The 16,310-nt window shown below is 40.4% G+C and carries 15 protein-coding genes and 1 pseudogene; 7 read left to right on the top strand and 9 right to left on the bottom strand.

The genetic code is table 11. The features are described 5' to 3' along the window. Nucleotides 1-13: 13 nt before the first annotated feature. Nucleotides 14-1,066, top strand: a complete 1,053-nt coding sequence (locus tag FTU36_RS05705; protein WP_180117031.1) for a DUF1176 domain-containing protein — start codon at nt 14-16, stop codon at nt 1,064-1,066. A 79-nt stretch (nt 1,067-1,145) separates the two neighbouring features. Here FTU36_RS05705 and FTU36_RS05700 read toward each other — a convergent pair whose 3' ends face one another. After that, nucleotides 1,146-1,913 carry a hydroxymethylpyrimidine/phosphomethylpyrimidine kinase gene (locus FTU36_RS05700; protein ID WP_078191115.1) on the bottom strand — a complete coding sequence of 256 codons (768 nt, stop codon included), beginning with the start codon at nt 1,911-1,913 and terminating at the stop codon, nt 1,146-1,148. 98 nt (nt 1,914-2,011) lie between these two features. Here FTU36_RS05700 and FTU36_RS05695 point away from each other — a divergent pair, with 98 nt between their 5' ends. Further along, nucleotides 2,012-2,683: an HAD-IA family hydrolase gene (locus FTU36_RS05695; RefSeq protein ID WP_180117086.1), complete on the top strand. Its 672-nt coding sequence runs from the start codon at nt 2,012-2,014 to the stop codon at nt 2,681-2,683. A 28-nt stretch (nt 2,684-2,711) separates the two neighbouring features. Here the strand turns inward: FTU36_RS05695 and FTU36_RS05690 are convergent, their stop codons facing one another. Next, complete coding sequence (locus FTU36_RS05690; RefSeq protein WP_180113807.1) at nt 2,712-3,161, bottom strand: hypothetical protein; 450 nt, start codon at nt 3,159-3,161, stop codon at nt 2,712-2,714. A gap of 300 nt (nt 3,162-3,461) precedes the next feature. Between FTU36_RS05690 and FTU36_RS05685 the strand changes: the two are divergent. Next, nucleotides 3,462-4,632 (top strand): annotated as a pseudogene (locus FTU36_RS05685) (low temperature requirement protein A). Nucleotides 4,633-4,725: 93 nt separating this feature from the next. Next, nucleotides 4,726-5,139 carry a TM2 domain-containing protein gene (locus tag FTU36_RS16705; RefSeq protein WP_257220987.1) on the top strand — a complete coding sequence of 138 codons (414 nt, stop codon included), beginning with the start codon at nt 4,726-4,728 and terminating at the stop codon, nt 5,137-5,139. A gap of 40 nt (nt 5,140-5,179) precedes the next feature. On the opposite strand, the gene FTU36_RS05675 is transcribed toward FTU36_RS16705, so the two are convergent. The 6 genes from FTU36_RS05675 to FTU36_RS05655 all read right to left on the bottom strand — a co-directional run bounded on the left by FTU36_RS05675 (nt 5,180) and on the right by FTU36_RS05655 (nt 11,734). Further along, a complete protein-coding gene (locus FTU36_RS05675; protein WP_168378560.1) occupies nt 5,180-5,779 on the bottom strand; it encodes a DUF805 domain-containing protein in 600 nt (199 codons plus the stop codon). 64 nt (nt 5,780-5,843) lie between these two features. Beyond that, entirely contained in the window at nt 5,844-6,452 is a 609-nt protein-coding gene (locus FTU36_RS05670) for a DUF805 domain-containing protein (RefSeq protein WP_078192309.1), read from the bottom strand. Between the two features lie 169 nt (nt 6,453-6,621). Beyond that, nucleotides 6,622-7,905: a ribonucleotide-diphosphate reductase subunit beta gene (locus tag FTU36_RS05665; protein WP_078191110.1), complete on the bottom strand. Its 1,284-nt coding sequence runs from the start codon at nt 7,903-7,905 to the stop codon at nt 6,622-6,624. Nucleotides 7,906-8,301: 396 nt separating this feature from the next. Then, the gene (locus FTU36_RS16700) at nt 8,302-8,430 is read right to left on the bottom strand and encodes a hypothetical protein (protein WP_257220656.1); all 129 of its coding nucleotides are present in this window, start codon (nt 8,428-8,430) and stop codon (nt 8,302-8,304) included. Between the two features lie 146 nt (nt 8,431-8,576). After that, nucleotides 8,577-8,771, bottom strand: a complete 195-nt coding sequence (locus tag FTU36_RS05660) for a hypothetical protein (RefSeq protein WP_180004740.1) — start codon at nt 8,769-8,771, stop codon at nt 8,577-8,579. Between the two features lie 131 nt (nt 8,772-8,902). Then, nucleotides 8,903-11,734, bottom strand: a complete 2,832-nt coding sequence (locus FTU36_RS05655; protein ID WP_180117029.1) for a ribonucleoside-diphosphate reductase subunit alpha — start codon at nt 11,732-11,734, stop codon at nt 8,903-8,905. A 588-nt stretch (nt 11,735-12,322) separates the two neighbouring features. Here FTU36_RS05655 and bfmR point away from each other — a divergent pair. Then, complete coding sequence (gene bfmR / locus FTU36_RS05650) at nt 12,323-13,039, top strand: response regulator transcription factor BfmR (RefSeq protein WP_067764711.1); 717 nt, start codon at nt 12,323-12,325, stop codon at nt 13,037-13,039. Nucleotides 13,040-13,083: 44 nt separating this feature from the next. After that, complete coding sequence (gene bfmS, locus FTU36_RS05645) at nt 13,084-14,745, top strand: sensor histidine kinase BfmS (RefSeq protein WP_180039654.1); 1,662 nt, start codon at nt 13,084-13,086, stop codon at nt 14,743-14,745. Nucleotides 14,746-14,837: 92 nt separating this feature from the next. Here bfmS and FTU36_RS05640 read toward each other — a convergent pair whose 3' ends face one another. Beyond that, entirely contained in the window at nt 14,838-15,194 is a 357-nt protein-coding gene (locus FTU36_RS05640; RefSeq protein ID WP_180009319.1) for a hypothetical protein, read from the bottom strand. Nucleotides 15,195-15,761: 567 nt separating this feature from the next. Between FTU36_RS05640 and ndhC the strand changes: the two genes are divergently transcribed. Then, on the top strand, nt 15,762-16,310 hold the full coding sequence (ndhC, locus tag FTU36_RS05635; RefSeq protein WP_078191106.1) for an NADH-quinone oxidoreductase subunit A: 549 nt from the start codon (nt 15,762-15,764) through the stop codon (nt 16,308-16,310).

Here is a 16,310-nt window from a genome sequence, read left to right as displayed (position 1 = left end):
TTGAGCCAAAGACATGAACAAAAATAATGTCATCTGGCAACTTCTATTGGGCTACGTTGCTGCATTGGGTTGTAGTATGAGCTTTGCTCAAATTCAAGGAAACTATTTTTCACATAAGGATTGGGAAATCGCTTGTGATAATACGGGGACTTGTCGCGTTGCAGGTTATCAAGCGGAGGGCAATCAGCCCGCTATTTCTGTGTTATTACAACGTGCCGCGGGCGCTCAAGCGCAAGTCAGCGCACGAGTAAAACTCGATCCTGAAACCTTCAATGCGGCAAATCAACCACTTCAACTTTATATTTTAGGTAAAAATCAGGGAACTGTGCAGCTTGATGCCAAGACTGCGGAAGGTCAGTTAAGTGCAGCTCAAACTCAAAAACTGATTCAAGCCTTACAAGCCAATCAACCGATTGTGTGGAAAGGCAACAACAAAACATGGTTATTGTCCGTACAAGGTGCTAGTGCGGTTTTGCTCCGTATGGATGATTTTCAAAAGCGAATAGGGACAAATTCAGCATTATTACGTAAAGCCAATAGTAGTTCGGCCAATGTACTCAAACCGAAAAGTATTCCGAAAGTGAATATTCAAAATTACAGTAAAGGCTTACAAACACGGTATGCCGTCAATGCGCCCACCGCCAAACAATTATTTGGATTGATAAAGAAGAAAACGACAGTGGAAGATTGTCCTCAACTCTTTGATGCAAATTTTTTAGAGGATGATCGGGTCGTGGTGTTTCCAATCAATGGGAAAAATGCCTTGGTCGAAGTGCCATGTTGGCGTGGGGCATATAATAGTGGTAATGGTTATTGGTTGATGGATCGCAACTTAAAGCAAATCAAACAATCCGTGACCTTTTCTGGAAGTGGTTTTAGCGAAGGGCAAATTTTTTCCAATCAACGTGGGCGAGGCATTGGTGACTGTCATAGTACGGGGGAGTGGTCTTGGAATGGTCAGCGTTTTATCCAAACCTATATGGCAAAAACCACACAGTGCAAAGGATTTGCTGGTGGTGCATGGGAAATTCCAACCTTAGTATATCGCGTTCAACTCGACTCTTAATTTGAAAAAGCCCTGATATTCAGGGCTTTAAATGATGCAGCGTTTTATTCTATCGGGTTTAAATAAATAACCGAGTACTTTAAAAACGTTTTGGTATTTTTTGTCCACCGACAACCGGTGATTCAGCGATTTTCAACACACCAAATAACCATGTTTCGGCATGATGAACAGCCGTTTTGAGCTCATCACCTAAGGCTAAACGCCCTGCAATAAAACTCGCCAATGAACAGCCCGAACCATGATATTCCCCATCCAGTCGTGGACAACGGGTTTCAGAGACTAATTCACCCTGAACATATAACGAGTTTTGAATATAGTCAGGCGTATTTTCATGCCCACCTTTTACTAATACCGCTTGAGCACCCATCGCAAAAAGTTGCGCAGTTGCTTTAGAAATATCCTCTTCACCTGTGAGCGCACGTAATTCTACGGTATTGGGTGTAAGCACAGTGGCAAGTGGAATTAGTTCTGCAAAGGCTTTGACCAAAGTTGCTTGATCGCCCAAAGAGCCACCACTATTGGCAACTAAAACGGGGTCGAGAACATAATGATATTCGGGATGTTCACGTAAAAACTCAGCGAGAGCCGCGATATTTTCAGTCGTTCCTAACATTCCTGATTTTACACAGCGAATAGGGAGGTCACCGACGACAGCATGTGCTTGAGCCAGCAATAACTCACGTGAGGTTGCTTCAAATGAATACACTTGTTGTGAGTTTTGAACGGTTAATGCTGTACACGCAATGGCAGCATGTGCGCCACTTTGACCAATGGCTTCAATGTCCGCTTGCAGTCCTGCACCACCTGAAGGGTCAAGACCTGAAAAGCACAGTACAGTAGGGCGCACAATGATGTCCTTATTACACAAAATTTGCGATAGTATAGGCAACTTTGAGCGAACACTCGATAGTATTTTTGCAGAAGTGAATGGATAAGGTAAAAGCTGTGATTAAGAATATATTGATCGATCTCGATGGAACATTAACAGATCCAAAAGTTGGCATTACCACTTCAGCACGCTATGGACTGGCGAAAATTGGACATCCCATTTCGGATGAGACCAATATCGATTGGATCATTGGACCACCTTTGAAAGCCTCTTTGGCCAAAATCCTCAATGTCGATTTGCATAATGTACTTGCAGATCAGGCTTTACTTGGTTATCGCGAGCGCTTTGCCGTTACGGGCTTATTTGAAAATAAAGTGTATCCTGCGGTTGCCGACACTCTAGCAACTTTACAACAGCAAGGCTTTCACTTGTACGTCGCTACAGCAAAGCCGACGGTCTATGCCCGCCAAATTTTAGAACATTTTGATTTGGCAAAATATTTTACTGTGATCTATGGCAGTGAACTGAACGGTGAGCGAACCAACAAAGGCGATTTAATTGAATACATTTTGCAGCAAGAACAGTTGGATGCGAAGGAATGTGTGATGGTGGGAGACCGTGAGTACGATATTTTAGGCGCACGCCGTAATGCAGTGCAGAGTATTGCTGTGAGCTATGGTTATGGTAGTGCAGAAGAAATTCAAATGGCTGCACCAGCGCTAGTAATTGACGGTTTTAACGATTTGATTTCGAGTATTGAGCAATTGCAGCAGCAGAAAGTGTCGTAGTTGCACCGAACCTAATGAATGATGCTGATTATTTAAAGATAATCAGCAAAATGAGCAAGATCACCCCACAGAAAAGCCATTTGAGCAAAGGAGACTCATCATTTTTGATGGTTTCTGCTTCGAGTGCGATACCATGTTTGTCGTAAACAAATACAAAATGTGCATTTGCGCTTAGAGCCATTTCTTGAATGGCTTGTAGCTCGAGTGCGCTGACTTCTTCACTTAAGCGTTCTTTTAACTGAATAAAAATAACCGGCTGTCCAAACTCATACCACTTGAAGTGGATCTGTTGTATGAGTTGGTTGAAGCACTGTTCTGCAACATGATAGTTTCGGACAAAACTTCCACGTTCTATAAAAGCCAGAGGGCAGTTTTGTTCAGCTACAATTTGATGATCACGCGTTAAAACTTGCATTTGATCATAATGAATCTGTACCCAAACTGCGTCAGGAAAAGACGCTAATTTTTCTTTTAACATCACTTTTAGGTTTCATTATTATTTTAGTGGATAGCAGTATGTCATTAAAATTTAGAGAAAAATATAGCTGAGATATAAAAAACACATCGATCTATCGAGTTTTTATCTTAAAACGTCTTTCGCAGTTTTGTCACTTTGAATTTTTAACTTCTACAATTGAAATATCTAAATCTTAAGTGTGTTTTTAAAGCCATTATCCTTTTTCTAGAAAACTGTTTCTCATCTGATTTATGTAATCGATCTTGTAACTGTTTCAGGCTTTTGAAAAAATTCAGACAGAAAACAATAAAGCTGAATGCTATGTCCAAATCATTTTTATTCCCTAGTCAGTGGCTCAAACCTTTGCACCCACGTGATCCACATGAGCATCATCGTGTCGCGACCTCTTTAGAATTGCTTTTTGACTTGATCTTTGTCGTGGCGATCGCAACAGCAGGGCAGCAACTGCATCATGCCATTGTTGAAAATCATTTAGCTCAGGGTTTAACGCTGTATGGCATGGTGTTTTTTGCCTTGTGGTGGGCGTGGATGAACTTTAGTTGGTTTGCTTCGGCGTATGATAATGATGATGCGCTCTATCGAATCTTAACTTTCGTACAGATCATTGGTTCTTTGGTCATTGCTGCAGGTATTCCAAGCGCTTTTCAAAAGCAGGATTTTGACGTAATTGTGATTGGTTATGCCATTATGCGTCTGGGCTTAGTTACAGCAGTGGTTTCGCGTTGCAAAGCATGATCTGTCCCGTCGGAAAACAGCATTACGCTATGCTTTTGGCATCATACTGGTGCAAGTGGGGTGGCTGTTCTTTCATTTTTCACCGCTGCATTTCACCGTTTATCTTTTCATTTTGCTCGCAATTGCTGAACTGTCTATCCCAGTTTTTGCAGAAGCTGCAAGCCGTACACCTTGGCATGCGCATCATATTGCAGAGCGATATTCACTGCTTACCATTATCGTTTTAGGCGAATCTATTGTCGGATGCTCGATTGCCATAACCGATGCATTAACAAATCAGCGTTTTAGTACTGAACTGATTTTTCTGATGGTGGGCGGCCTGATGATGATGTTCACCATGTGGTGGTCTTATTTTGATACCAGTATTGCAGAGCGTCTAAATAGCCGAAAAATGGCATTTACTTGGGGTTATGGACATTTCTTTGTCTTTATTAGTATTGCGGCGATTGGTGCTAGTTTAGCTGCCGCAGTCGATGTGGTTTCGCATGAGGTACTGATTAGTTCTGAAAAAGAAAGCTACTTTGTGGCGATCAGCCTCGTGATTTATACGACAAGTTTATATTTACTCCATGAATTGCATCATCAAAGTGGCTTTAGAAAACTTTTATATCCTTTAACCGTGGTGATTGTTTTGTGTATTCCGTTGTTTATTACTCCTGCGGGTTATGCAATATTTGCGATGGCAGTGGTATATGCATTGAGATTGATGTTTACAAAATGCTATTTGGCAAGATAAGTTAATGATATGATATTCATCAATAATTCGTTATATTGCTGATGAAAATAACGTCCAAGAATCATCAAATAAAGATAAAACATAGAGGATTATATGAAAGGGCAAATACTCGATTTTTCTGTTCAAAATAATACAGGCATCATCAGTGGAGATGATCAGAATCGTTATCAATTTTCTGGAAGTGATTGGAAAGGACAAACTGTTCCTGCTCGTGGACAATTTGTTGATTTTGAGACAAGTGGATTGGGTTACGCAACCGATATTTACTTAGTCGCTGTGCCGAATGCTTTAGGCACGCAATACGGTCAAAAGAGTCGTATTGTTGCTGCACTCTTAGCATTCTTCCTTGGTGGATTTGGTATACATAAATTCTATTTGGGCCGTATTGGATGGGGGATTGTGTATCTGCTATTCTGTTGGACCTTTATTCCATCCATTGTTGCTTTTATTGAATTTATTATTTATCTATGCACTTCAGATGAAGATTTTGCGCGTAAATATGGCTAAAGTTTTTTGTTAAAAGATAAGGCGCATTGTGCGCCTTATTTTATTGTTGCAGATCTCTAGCGGGTTGACCCCATTGGTTGTTCTCGGCTTTGGTGTCTGTAGCCCACCATATAATCAGTGGGATGATCCCAATGATTGTGAGCATTAAAAGTTGCCACCAACCTGAACGTCCCGTGTCATGTAGTCGACGTGCGCCAACAGCTAAGCTAGGAATAAGTAAAACGATATTGGTAATATTTTCTAGCCAAGGTTCACTGCCAATAACGAAATCGCAAATAGAGGCAAGTATAGTGACCAATATACAAAATAGCCAAAAGAACCAGAACTCTTTACGTCGAGCACGTCCTTCAAATTCAGCAAACTTTTTCAGTGGTTTGAATGACCACGCGAAAAAGTCATAGTTTTCCTCTTCTTCACTGTAGTTTGCTCGCGTATTCGTGGAAAAACTTTGTTGGTGTAATGCAATATAGACTTGAATCGCTTGCCCACTTTCATCCAAAGCAAAATCAACCTGTTCTCCACGTGTAGGTGGTCTTTGACCGCGCCATTCATGACCAGCAAATTGATAGTGTTTTCCATCTTCAGCACTAATCACCCCAGTATTAGTTTGAATCGAAAAATCTAGTATTTGTCCTTTCATATTTTTCCTGAGTTAATGTGCTGTAGATAGGGTGGCTACATAAATAGTAGCCACGATTTTTTATTTATTTGGCAGGTTGTCCCCATTGGTTTACTTCAGGTTTAGTTTCTGTTGCAAGCCAAATTAGAACCAGAATTGGTCCAACGAGCGGAATCATTTGTATTAACCAATACCAACCAGATTTATTAATATCATGTAAACGACGTACTGCAACAGAAAGGGACGGAATAACCATTGCTAAGATGAAAATACCTGTGAATATTCCTCTGGTTCTAAGCACTGAATCGACAATCAGAGTAATAATCATTGCGATAAGATAGACCAAAACAAAAAACCAATATTCTTTACGGCGTGCACGTCCAGTAAAGTTGGCATAATTTTTTAGACATTTGACAAACCAATCAATCATGTTGAATTTTGATTCAGCTTGGTCTTGGTTTGAAATTTTATCGAGCTGCTGTGAAATTTGTTGAATAGGATTACTGCTGCCAAGTGCATTGAATACTTGAACCGCTTGACCTTCGGGACTGATATCGAAATCTACATGATCGCCACGTTTAGGTGAGTTCTGGCCACGCCATTCTGCACCTGTAAACTCATAACGGTTTTGATCATCTCCACTGATGATGCCTGAATTGGTTTGTACTGAATAATCTAATATCTGACCTTTCATTCTGTCCTCTTTTTTTATGTGATTTTTATTAATTGATGTATTTTTATACCGTTTTATATTAGCAGAATATGAATTAAATTAAATGCATAGATTTGCTTGGGTGAATGAAATTCTTCATAAAAAAAGCGGAACACTTGGTTCCGCTTTTGATATTTCGCTGAAAAATTTATTACCAGCTTAACGCACCACCAGTTTGGTAGTCAGTTACGCGAGTTTCAAAGAAGTTCTTCTCTTTACGTAAGTCCATCATTTCTGACATCCACTGGAATGGGTTATTAACACCAGCAAATTGTTCAGGCAAGCCCAATTGGCTCAAACGACGGTTACAGATGAACTTCAAGTATTCTTCCATCATGCCTGCATTCATACCCAATACACCGCGTGGCATCGTGTCACGTGCATATTCGATTTCAAGCATTGTGCCTTCAAGAATCATTTGAATGATTTCTTCTTGGAACTCAGCAGTCCATAGGTGAGGGTTCTCGATCTTGATTTGGTTGATCATGTCGATACCAAAGTTCAAGTGCATAGATTCATCACGTAAGATGTATTGGAATTGCTCAGCAACACCATTCATCTTGTTACGACGACCCATAGACAAGATTTGGCTGAAACCACAGTAGAAGAAGATACCTTCAAGGACGCAGTAGAACGCGATCAAGTTGCGAAGCAAGATTTGGTCGTTTTCAGGTGTACCTGTTTTGAACGTAGGATCACTTAAAGATTGTGTATATTTCAGACCCCAAGCTGCTTTACGAGCCACTGAAGGAATTTCACGGTACATGTTGAAGACTTCGCCTTCGTCCATACCTAAAGATTCGATACAGTATTGGTAAGCGTGCGTGTGAATCGCTTCTTCAAATGATTGACGTAAGATGTACTGACGGCATTCAGGGTTTGTGATGTGACGGTAGATTGCAAGAACCAAGTTATTTGCAACCAATGAATCCGCAGTCGAGAAGAAACCTAAAGAACGCATAACAATGGTACGCTCATCTTCGGTCAAGCCATTTTCAGACTTCCAAAGTGCGATGTCATGGTTCATGTTCACTTCTTGCGGCATCCAGTGGTTTGCACAACCGTCTAGATATTTTTGCCAAGCCCATTCGTATTTGAACGGTACAAGTTGGTTTAAGTCAGCGCGGCAGTTGATCATCGCTTTATCGTCAACTTGAACACGCTGAGCACCCATTTCTAACTCTTCTAAGCCAGGTGCAACGTCTAGATTTTCTAGAGCGTTAGATGCTCTTGCCAACGGATCGGTTGGATCTGTTGGTCGATTTGTACTGGTTCGAGCGGGTTGTGCAGCTGCCAAATTCGGCGATGAGTGCTGTGCATTAGATACCACTTGCGAATCAGTCGTTTTTTGCGGTTCGACGGGCGCAGGCTGGTGAGCTTGTGCAGCTTGTTTCGGTTCATCATCTTCGAAATCGTCCCAACTTAGGATAGACATATCAATTCTCACAAATTATACGCTTCACTTATTTACAAAGCATGAATGAGTGTGTGAAAAACAATCAAGCATTTGTAAAGTTAGGCGATTTAGTTATTTAATAAATTTGGGAGCTATTGTAGTTTTTATTGGCCTAATTTGATAGATGAAATAGTTGTTTAATTAACCATTGAGGTAGTAATTGTCATCTAATTTTTTGATTTTAATAATATTAATATTTGTTAATAATTAATTGAAAAAAACAATAAAAATCATTTGGTTATATATTTTAAATACGATTAAAAACCTCGGAATTAGAGGCCTTGTTTTAAATGTAGACTGTGATGAAATGGTCTGTTTTATCAGTTTTTGGACACTTAGCAGGTTTTTTTAAATTTAAATAAATGGACAAAAATATTATTTATTTTGATTACGCGATTTATATGCCTTGAACCAGAAATAGGCGATCGGGACATAAAAAGTCAAAATAAAGGAAACCACCAAGGCAATTAACCCTAACTGATAGTTATGCGTCATATGTGGCATGGTGGTGTCCTTGATTGTTAAATATTAAATCCTCCCCAAACCCCTCCTTTAATAAAGGAGGGGATTTCCGTGAATTATTTTGTTTTCACGGAAGTCCCCCTTTGGAAAAGGGGGATTTAGGGGGATTAGAAATATAATTTGTTGAATTATATTTCCTTGTGAGATTTAGCAACTTGAGTCACTAATGTCTCTTCAATATCTTGAGCTTGAATATCTGAGGAGTGTCCAGCGCTTCCACTTGTCATTAAGTAACAAACTAGAAGTACTCGGTATATAACTCTTTCAGACTCTTCAATAACTACGCGCACTTTCTTCCGAAAATCTTTCAACTTCTTCGACATGTTCGCTCCTAAACGGAATCAATCAATACGAAGTAGCAAGAGTGAGTTCTTATGCTAACCACTCATAAGAATCAACCATTGCTAGATCGCAATGATGAGATAAATCCCGGTTGATTCCTAATTCAGTTAACTTACTGACAAGCCTCACAATCAGGGTTGTCAATTGAACATGCCATTGGCACTGGAGCTGCTTGACTAAAACCTTCTTCTTCAGCAGCAACTTCAGCTTTAGGTTCTTCTTTCGCAACAGCTGTTACAGGTGCTGCAACAGTAGCAGGCTTAACTGCGTTCAATGCGCCAGTGTTAATGGTTGATTTCTCAGCAGAAGTCGCACCCAATGCACGTAGGTAATAAGTCGTTTTTAGACCACGTAACCATGCCATTTTGTACGTCATGTCGAGTTTCTTACCGTTTGCACCAGAGATGTAAAGGTTAAGAGACTGAGCTTGGTCGATCCATTTTTGACGACGTGATGCAGCATCAACAATCCAACGTGGCTCAACTTCGAACGCAGTCGCGAAGATTGCTTTAAGCTCTTCAGGAATACGTGCAATTTTTTGAACCGAACCTTCGAAGTGTTTCAGGTCGTTGACCATTACAGAATCCCAAAGACCGCGATCTTTTAACGCACGTACTAGGTACGGGTTGATCACTGTGAATTCACCAGAAAGGTTAGATTTCACATACAAGTTTTGGAAAGTTGGTTCGATTGACTGTGATACGCCACAAATGTTCGAAATGGTTGCAGTCGGTGCAATCGCCATCACGTTTGAGTTACGCATACCGTCTTTTTGAACTTTAGTACGTAAAGTATCCCAGTCCAAACGGGTTGTACGGTCAACTTCGAACATACGGTCAGGACGTGCTTTTTGTACGATATCTAAAGAGTCAATTGGCAAGATACCTTGATCCCAAAGTGAACCTTTAAATGTCTCGTAAGTACCACGTTCAAGTGCCAAATCGCTAGATGTTTGAATCGCGTAGTAAGAAATCACTTCCATAGATTCGTCAGCGAACTCAACCGCAGCATCAGAACCATAAGCCAATTTCATTTCGTATAAAGCATCTTGGAAGCCCATGATACCCATACCGACTGGACGGTGTTTCAAGTTCGAGTTACGAGCTTGAGGAACAGCGTAGTAGTTGATGTCAATTACGTTATCGAGCATTCGAACAGCAGTTTTAACTGTACGAGCAAGCTTTTCACGATCTAACACACCACCTTGAACGTGTTGTACAAGGTTGATTGAACCTAAGTTACATACTGCGATTTCATCTTCGTTCGTGTTCAGCGTAATTTCTGTACACAAGTTAGAAGAGTGAACTACACCAACGTGTTGTTGTGGTGAACGTAAGTTACATACGTCTTTGAATGTGATCCAAGGGTGACCAGTTTCAAACAACATAGATAACATTTTGCGCCATAAGTCTTTCGCACGGACTTTCTTATGTAGCATGTTGGTTTCTTTCGCAATGCCTTCATAGTAAGCATAGCGTTCAGCAAATTCTGCACCTGTTAGGTCATGCAAATCAGGTGTTTCAGATGGTGTGAACAGAGTCCATTCAGCATCTTCGAATACACGTTGCATAAACAAGTCAGGAACCCAGTTCGCTGTGTTCATGTCATGGGTACGACGACGGTCATCACCTGTGTTCTTACGAAGTTCTAGGAATTCTTCGATGTCCAAGTGCCAAGTTTCAAGGTATGCACATACTGCACCTTTACGTTTACCACCTTGGTTAACTGCAACAGCAGTATCGTTGGCAACTTTAAGGAACGGTACAACACCTTGTGACTTACCATTCGTACCTTTGATGTACGAGTTAAGCGCACGAACAGGCGTCCAGTCATTACCTAAACCACCCGCCCATTTAGACAACATTGCGTTATCACGCATTGCACCATAAATGTTGTAAAGGTCATCTGAAATCGTTGTTAAGTAACAGCTAGATAACTGTGGACGTAAAGTACCCGAGTTAAATAGAGTAGGCGTAGACGCCATGTAATCGAAGCTAGATAATAAGTTATAGAATTCGATTGCACGTTCTTCACGGTTTGCTTCGTTCAATGAAAGACCCATTGAAACACGCATGAAGAATAATTGTGGTAATTCGAAACGTACACCATCTGAGTGGATGAAGTAACGGTCAAATAAGGTTTGTAGACCTAAATAAGTAAATTGGTTTGAGCGTTCTGGTTGAATCGCAGCAGCCAATTTTGCCAAGTCAAAGTTAAGTAATTCTGGAGAAAGAAGATCAAGCTCGATACCTTTCTTCAAGAAAGTTTCTAAAGCATCGCCTTCATTCGTGTCAGTATCTAAACCTAAGAACTCTAACCCTGTAGCAACAAGGTCGTTACGCAATAAACGCGCAGTCACATATGTATAGTTTGGTTCTTGTTCGATACGTGTACGAGTAGCCATCATCATGGTCGTTGAGATGTCTGACTCTTTTACGCCGTTATAAAGGTTTTTTACAGTCTCATCGATAATCGCTCGAACATCGATGCCTTCTAAACCTTCAGCTGCTTTAACAATATTTGCCTCAAGTGCGCCAAGATCAAGCGGTTTAAGCTGACCGTTTGAACCTGTCACTTGTAAAGTAGGGTGGTGGTGAGCACCAGTTTGTTTACGAGCTTCGGCACGTTGTTCGCGGTAAATCACGTAAGAGCGAGCAACTTTTTGCTCACCTGTACGCATAAGCGCAAGTTCAACCTGATCCTGAATTTCTTCAATATGAATGGTACCGCCAGAAGGTAAGCGACGGTTAAAGGTATTCAATACCATCTCAGTTAATTGAGAGATACGGTCATGAATACGGCTGGAGTCAGCGCTTTGCTGGCCTTCAACGGCCAAGAACGCTTTACCAATCGCCACAGAGATTTTTTCTGCATCAAAAGGTGCAACGTCACCGGTGCGTTTAATCACCTGAATTTGACCAGGGGTTGAATTCGTTACGCTCATGCTAGCATAGCTCCATTTGTCATCTATTTTTATGTTAGGACCGTTTGAACTGGGCAATTTTTATGCCACAGTGTTTGAGGTTTAAACACAAGACCTAGTGGTTTAAAAATTTATTGAACACAAGATACGGGAAAATTCAGGGTATATCAATATTGACATTTTACTAAATGCTTTGAACTTTTCTGGCAGAAATCCATCTCAAAAAATCCCTATTTTTTATCTTTGTTATATATGCCTTATCCGACAAGGGCATAGCATAGCAAAGTCGAAAAAGAGTGCTTATAGATAACATTGTGGATAACTTCAGAAAGCCTAAAAAGTTGTGAATTAATCAGTCAGTTTTTATTCGATGAAAATGTATCCAAATTTATAATTGTTGGTATTGTGAGCAATAGGGCATGGAAATGATTGGTAAATACGGCTGCAAAAATGTAGCAGGTTAAAATTTATTACAAAATACGATATTGATGTATCAGTTTGGTGAATGCCATCTTGTTTACAATGTAAACGTGTGTATATTGCAAATTATGTTTAAGCGTATCTATCGGATTTCAAATAGGATACGCCCAATCAAATAAGGGGCAATCAATGAGCCAAGAAGAAAAGTTACCTAAAATTTTAATTGTTGAAGACGATGAGCGTCTTGCTCGTTTAACTCAAGAATACTTAATCCGTAACGGACTTGAAGTTGGGGTAGAACCAGACGGTAATCGTGCGATTCGCCGTATTATCGCTGAACAACCAGATATGGTATTACTCGACGTGATGCTTCCGGGTGCAGATGGTTTAACCATTTGTCGTGAAGTTCGTCCACACTACCATCAACCAATTTTAATGTTGACTGCACGTACCGAAGACATGGACCAAGTGTTGGGTCTAGAAATGGGTGCAGATGACTATGTTGCAAAACCTGTTCAACCTCGCGTTTTACTTGCGCGTATTCGTGCATTATTACGTCGTACAGACAAAGCACCAGAAGATGAGGTTGCACAGCGCATCGAATTTGATGATCTTGTAATTGATAATGGTGGTCGTTCTGTCACACTCAATAATGAGTTGGTTGACTTTACCAGTGCAGAATATGACCTTTTATGGTTGTTGGCATCTAATGCAGGTCGCATTCTTTCTCGTGAAGATATTTTTGAGCGTCTGCGTGGTATTGAATACGATGGTCAAGATCGTTCAATTGACGTGCGTATCTCGCGAATTCGTCCAAAAATTGGCGATGATCCAGAAAACCCGAAACGCATTAAGACCGTACGTAGTAAAGGTTATTTATTCGTAAAAGAAACCAACGGCATTTAATGTAAAATACCGTCCCTTAGTTTGGCAAAGTAGGACACTTTTACGTGTTTAAACACAGTATATTTTTGCGCGTTTATGCGGGGCTACTGATTTTAGTCTTTTTAGTCGCTACATTTGGCTATTTGCTGGTGCAAATCATTAACTACCAGCGCGCGCAAGAATATCGTGAATCGCTTACTGACGGTTTGGCTTTCATTATAAGTGAAGGTATTGCACGTCAGCCAAATGAACAACAAAAGTCAGATTGGGTGTCAGATGCATCTGATCTACTTGAGTTGCCTATTTATTATGTAAAAGCTAATCAGGTTGATTTAACCCGAGCGGAAACAAAACGTATAGAAGAGCGTAAAGCTGTAGTGCGTTGGGACGCACAAACCACAGCAGCTTATATTATTATTGGTTTAAAAGATGATCCTGCACATCTACTGTATATAAAAGCTGATAATATTTCAGAACGCCAAATGAAGGCGTTGCCTGTCTTTATACTGGATTATTTGGTTTATTACCCAGGTCAAGAAAAACAATATCTTGAAAAAATTCAGCATCATTTTTCATATCCAATTTCAATTCAAAATGTTCAGAGTTTGCCTTTAGATTCTGAGCAAATCGGCCGGCTACGTTTAGATCACAGTATTATTTTGTATCGTGACAGTGCGACGGAACGCGGTACAACTATTTCGATCGTATCGCCAATTCCAAGCTCAACTTCAGAAGTCTTGGTTATGGGGCCGGTACCGCTATTCAATTGGATGCCTTTTCAGTTGGCAGCCGGTATTACGCTACTGAGCTTGTTTGTCTTGAGCTTGGGTGTTTATGGTCTATTGGTGCCGATGCAACGTAAGCTGCGTGCTGTAAATTATGCGTTAAATAAAATGAAGGGCGGGGACTTATCTGTACGTCTGCCTGTCGAAAGTACCGATGAATTTGGTACCTTGGCATCGAGCTATAACTCAATGTCAGATCATATTGAACGTTTAATTGAAGCACAGCGTGAGTTGATGCGCGCGGTATCGCATGAACTGCGAACACCTGTGGCGCGGATTCGCTTTGGTGTAGAAATGATGGCGGATGAAGACGACTACGACTACCGTCAGCAGCAAGTTGAACAAATCGACAAAGATATCGAAGCTCTCAATACCTTGATTGATGAGATCATGACTTATGCCAAGCTCGAACAGGGCATGCCATCTTTAGAGTTTGAAGATGTCAGCTTGTTTGAAGTTTTAGATCAGGTCTTGATTGAAACCGAAGCCTTAAAGACAGGGAAAACCTTGGAATTGCAAGCACCACCGATTGGGGTGATTGTGGAAACCGAGCGTCGCTATTTACATCGCGTTGTACAAAACTTGGTGGGTAATGCAGTGCGTTATTGTGATGATAAAGTGCTGATCAGTGGTGGTGTGAATGATGAAGGCATGGCCTATATCTGTGTTGAAGATGATGGCCCCGGCATTCCAGAAGAAGATCGTAAGCGTATTTTTGATGCCTTTGCACGCTTAGATGATAGTCGTACCCGTGCTTCAGGGGGCTATGGTTTAGGTTTATCGATTGTTAGCCGTATTGCTTATTGGTTTGGTGGAACAGTTGGTATTGATGGAAGTCCAACATTGGGTGGGGCGCGTTTTACCATGACATGGCCTGCGACACGTTTTAAGAAGAATAAGCCGAAGCTAGATGGTAAAGAGCTTAGTGCCAATGAAAGCTAAACAGCCTAAGAAATCTAACTCAGCTGTATTTAGCGAGTGGTACATATAAAAAGCCATTCAATTTGAATGGCTTTTTTACATCAGGTTTTTATTTATTCGGTAATCGTTGCATCAGGTTCAATAATGGGTTTGCCATTTTTCAGAGCAGCAAGGGCATCTGCATTGAAATCGATGAGTAAAGAGTTGTTTTTAGCATCGATAGAATAATTGCTAATGAGTTTTTGGTCGCCGTTTAGAGTCTCAATTTTATATTCATCTACAATATTCATAATCCCGCTAAGGTTGGTGGTTGCAGAAGCTAAATCTTGACGTAATAACTCATAGATATCACGTAAATCAAAAATGGCATTTTGAGCATCAGGGTGCTTATCTAAGTAGTTTTTAATATGGTGAATCACCAATTGCGCAGATAGAAAATAATCAGGTTTATGCGTAAATTCTAAAGTCATTATTGTCTCTCCGTTGTGATTGCTTTTTGTGTTTTAACTACAAATATCACACTCTTTATAGGTCGTGTCAAAGAATTGCAAAAAAGCCACAAGAAGCTAAAAAAATGTCTTTTTACATAGAACCAATACAGCTGGCTTTTCATTTGAAGAAAAGATCAAAAGCAAAAGAAGTGAATAAAGAAACAACAAAGTTGAGGTGGGGGAGTATTTATTTAATAAATGACACAGTTGATAAAAATACGCCAATTTGAACGTGTATGCTGAGAAATGAAGGGTTTGTTGATGAAACTGAACAGTCATAATTTTCTGATAAAATCACATAAATGTAATAATTAATAAAAAAATGCAATCTAATCTAATTAAGCGATTAATCCTAATTTTAAGGGAGTAAACCCAATTTAAATGCTGAAATGATTAAAAAATCATCCTAAAGACGAATACCGATAAGCTAGCAAGAAGCCTCCTCAATCAGGTACAATTGGCGGGATTAATTTTGTGTTTGGTGTATTTGAAGGCCAATACATACATTCTTTGTTAATAAATAGGCCTGCCAGGAGTTATCCCCGCATGAGTGCCATTACTCCATACGATTGGGCAATTATTGCCTTCGTGATCGGCGTTACATTCCTTTGCGTCTTTATGCTGACCGTCCCTTTACTCCTTGGGGGTAAATCATGGGGTCGTGCTAAGCAAGAGCAGTTTGAGTCAGGTGTAGTAGGTGCTGGTGGTGCACGTATTCGCTTGTCTGCGAAATTCTATTTAGTTGCAATTTTCTTCGTCGTGTTTGATATCGAAGCACTTTATCTATATGCATGGTCTACTTCTGTTCGTGAAGCAGGCTGGTTTGGTTTTACTACCGTGGTTATTTTTGTGGTCGATTTATTGATTGCTTTAATTTACGCGGTAAAAGTAGGTGCATTAGATTGGGCGCCTTCTGATAAGCGTAAAGCTGCAGGTAAAGCGTTGAAAATTGGTTCACCAAATATGGACATCGCAGAAATCACACGCTTTAACTCTATTGAAGAGTTGGTTATGGACCCTACAGGTCAAATTCCAGCGCAATCATCTGGTCGTGTGAAATCTAAGTCACCGACTGCATCATCTGACAAGGAGTAA

Source organism: Acinetobacter sp. YH12096, assembly GCF_013419215.1.
Taxonomy (GTDB): domain Bacteria; phylum Pseudomonadota; class Gammaproteobacteria; order Pseudomonadales; family Moraxellaceae; genus Acinetobacter; species Acinetobacter amyesii.
The sequence above is the reverse complement of the archived record's forward strand: the minus strand, read 5'-3'. Positions and strand labels throughout refer to the sequence as shown.

Excerpts from the sequence above, each read along its gene's own strand:
- FTU36_RS05705 (WP_180117031.1), top strand. The coding sequence starts at position 14 with ATGAACAAAAATAATGTCATCTGGCAACTTCTATTGGGCTACGTTGCT.
- FTU36_RS05690 (WP_180113807.1), bottom strand. The coding sequence starts at position 3,161 with ATGTTAAAAGAAAAATTAGCGTCTTTTCCTGACGCAGTTTGGGTACAG.
- FTU36_RS16705 (WP_257220987.1), top strand. The coding sequence starts at position 4,726 with ATGAAAGGGCAAATACTCGATTTTTCTGTTCAAAATAATACAGGCATC.
- FTU36_RS05675 (WP_168378560.1), bottom strand. The coding sequence starts at position 5,779 with ATGAAAGGACAAATACTAGATTTTTCGATTCAAACTAATACTGGGGTG.
- FTU36_RS05670 (WP_078192309.1), bottom strand. The coding sequence starts at position 6,452 with ATGAAAGGTCAGATATTAGATTATTCAGTACAAACCAATTCAGGCATC.
- FTU36_RS05665 (WP_078191110.1), bottom strand. The coding sequence starts at position 7,905 with ATGTCTATCCTAAGTTGGGACGATTTCGAAGATGATGAACCGAAACAA.
- FTU36_RS16700 (WP_257220656.1), bottom strand. The coding sequence starts at position 8,430 with ATGCCACATATGACGCATAACTATCAGTTAGGGTTAATTGCCTTGGTG.
- FTU36_RS05660 (WP_180004740.1), bottom strand. The coding sequence starts at position 8,771 with ATGTCGAAGAAGTTGAAAGATTTTCGGAAGAAAGTGCGCGTAGTTATT.
- FTU36_RS05655 (WP_180117029.1), bottom strand. The coding sequence starts at position 11,734 with ATGAGCGTAACGAATTCAACCCCTGGTCAAATTCAGGTGATTAAACGC.
- bfmR (WP_067764711.1), top strand. The coding sequence starts at position 12,323 with ATGAGCCAAGAAGAAAAGTTACCTAAAATTTTAATTGTTGAAGACGAT.
- FTU36_RS05640 (WP_180009319.1), bottom strand. The coding sequence starts at position 15,194 with ATGACTTTAGAATTTACGCATAAACCTGATTATTTTCTATCTGCGCAA.
- ndhC (WP_078191106.1), top strand. The coding sequence starts at position 15,762 with ATGAGTGCCATTACTCCATACGATTGGGCAATTATTGCCTTCGTGATC.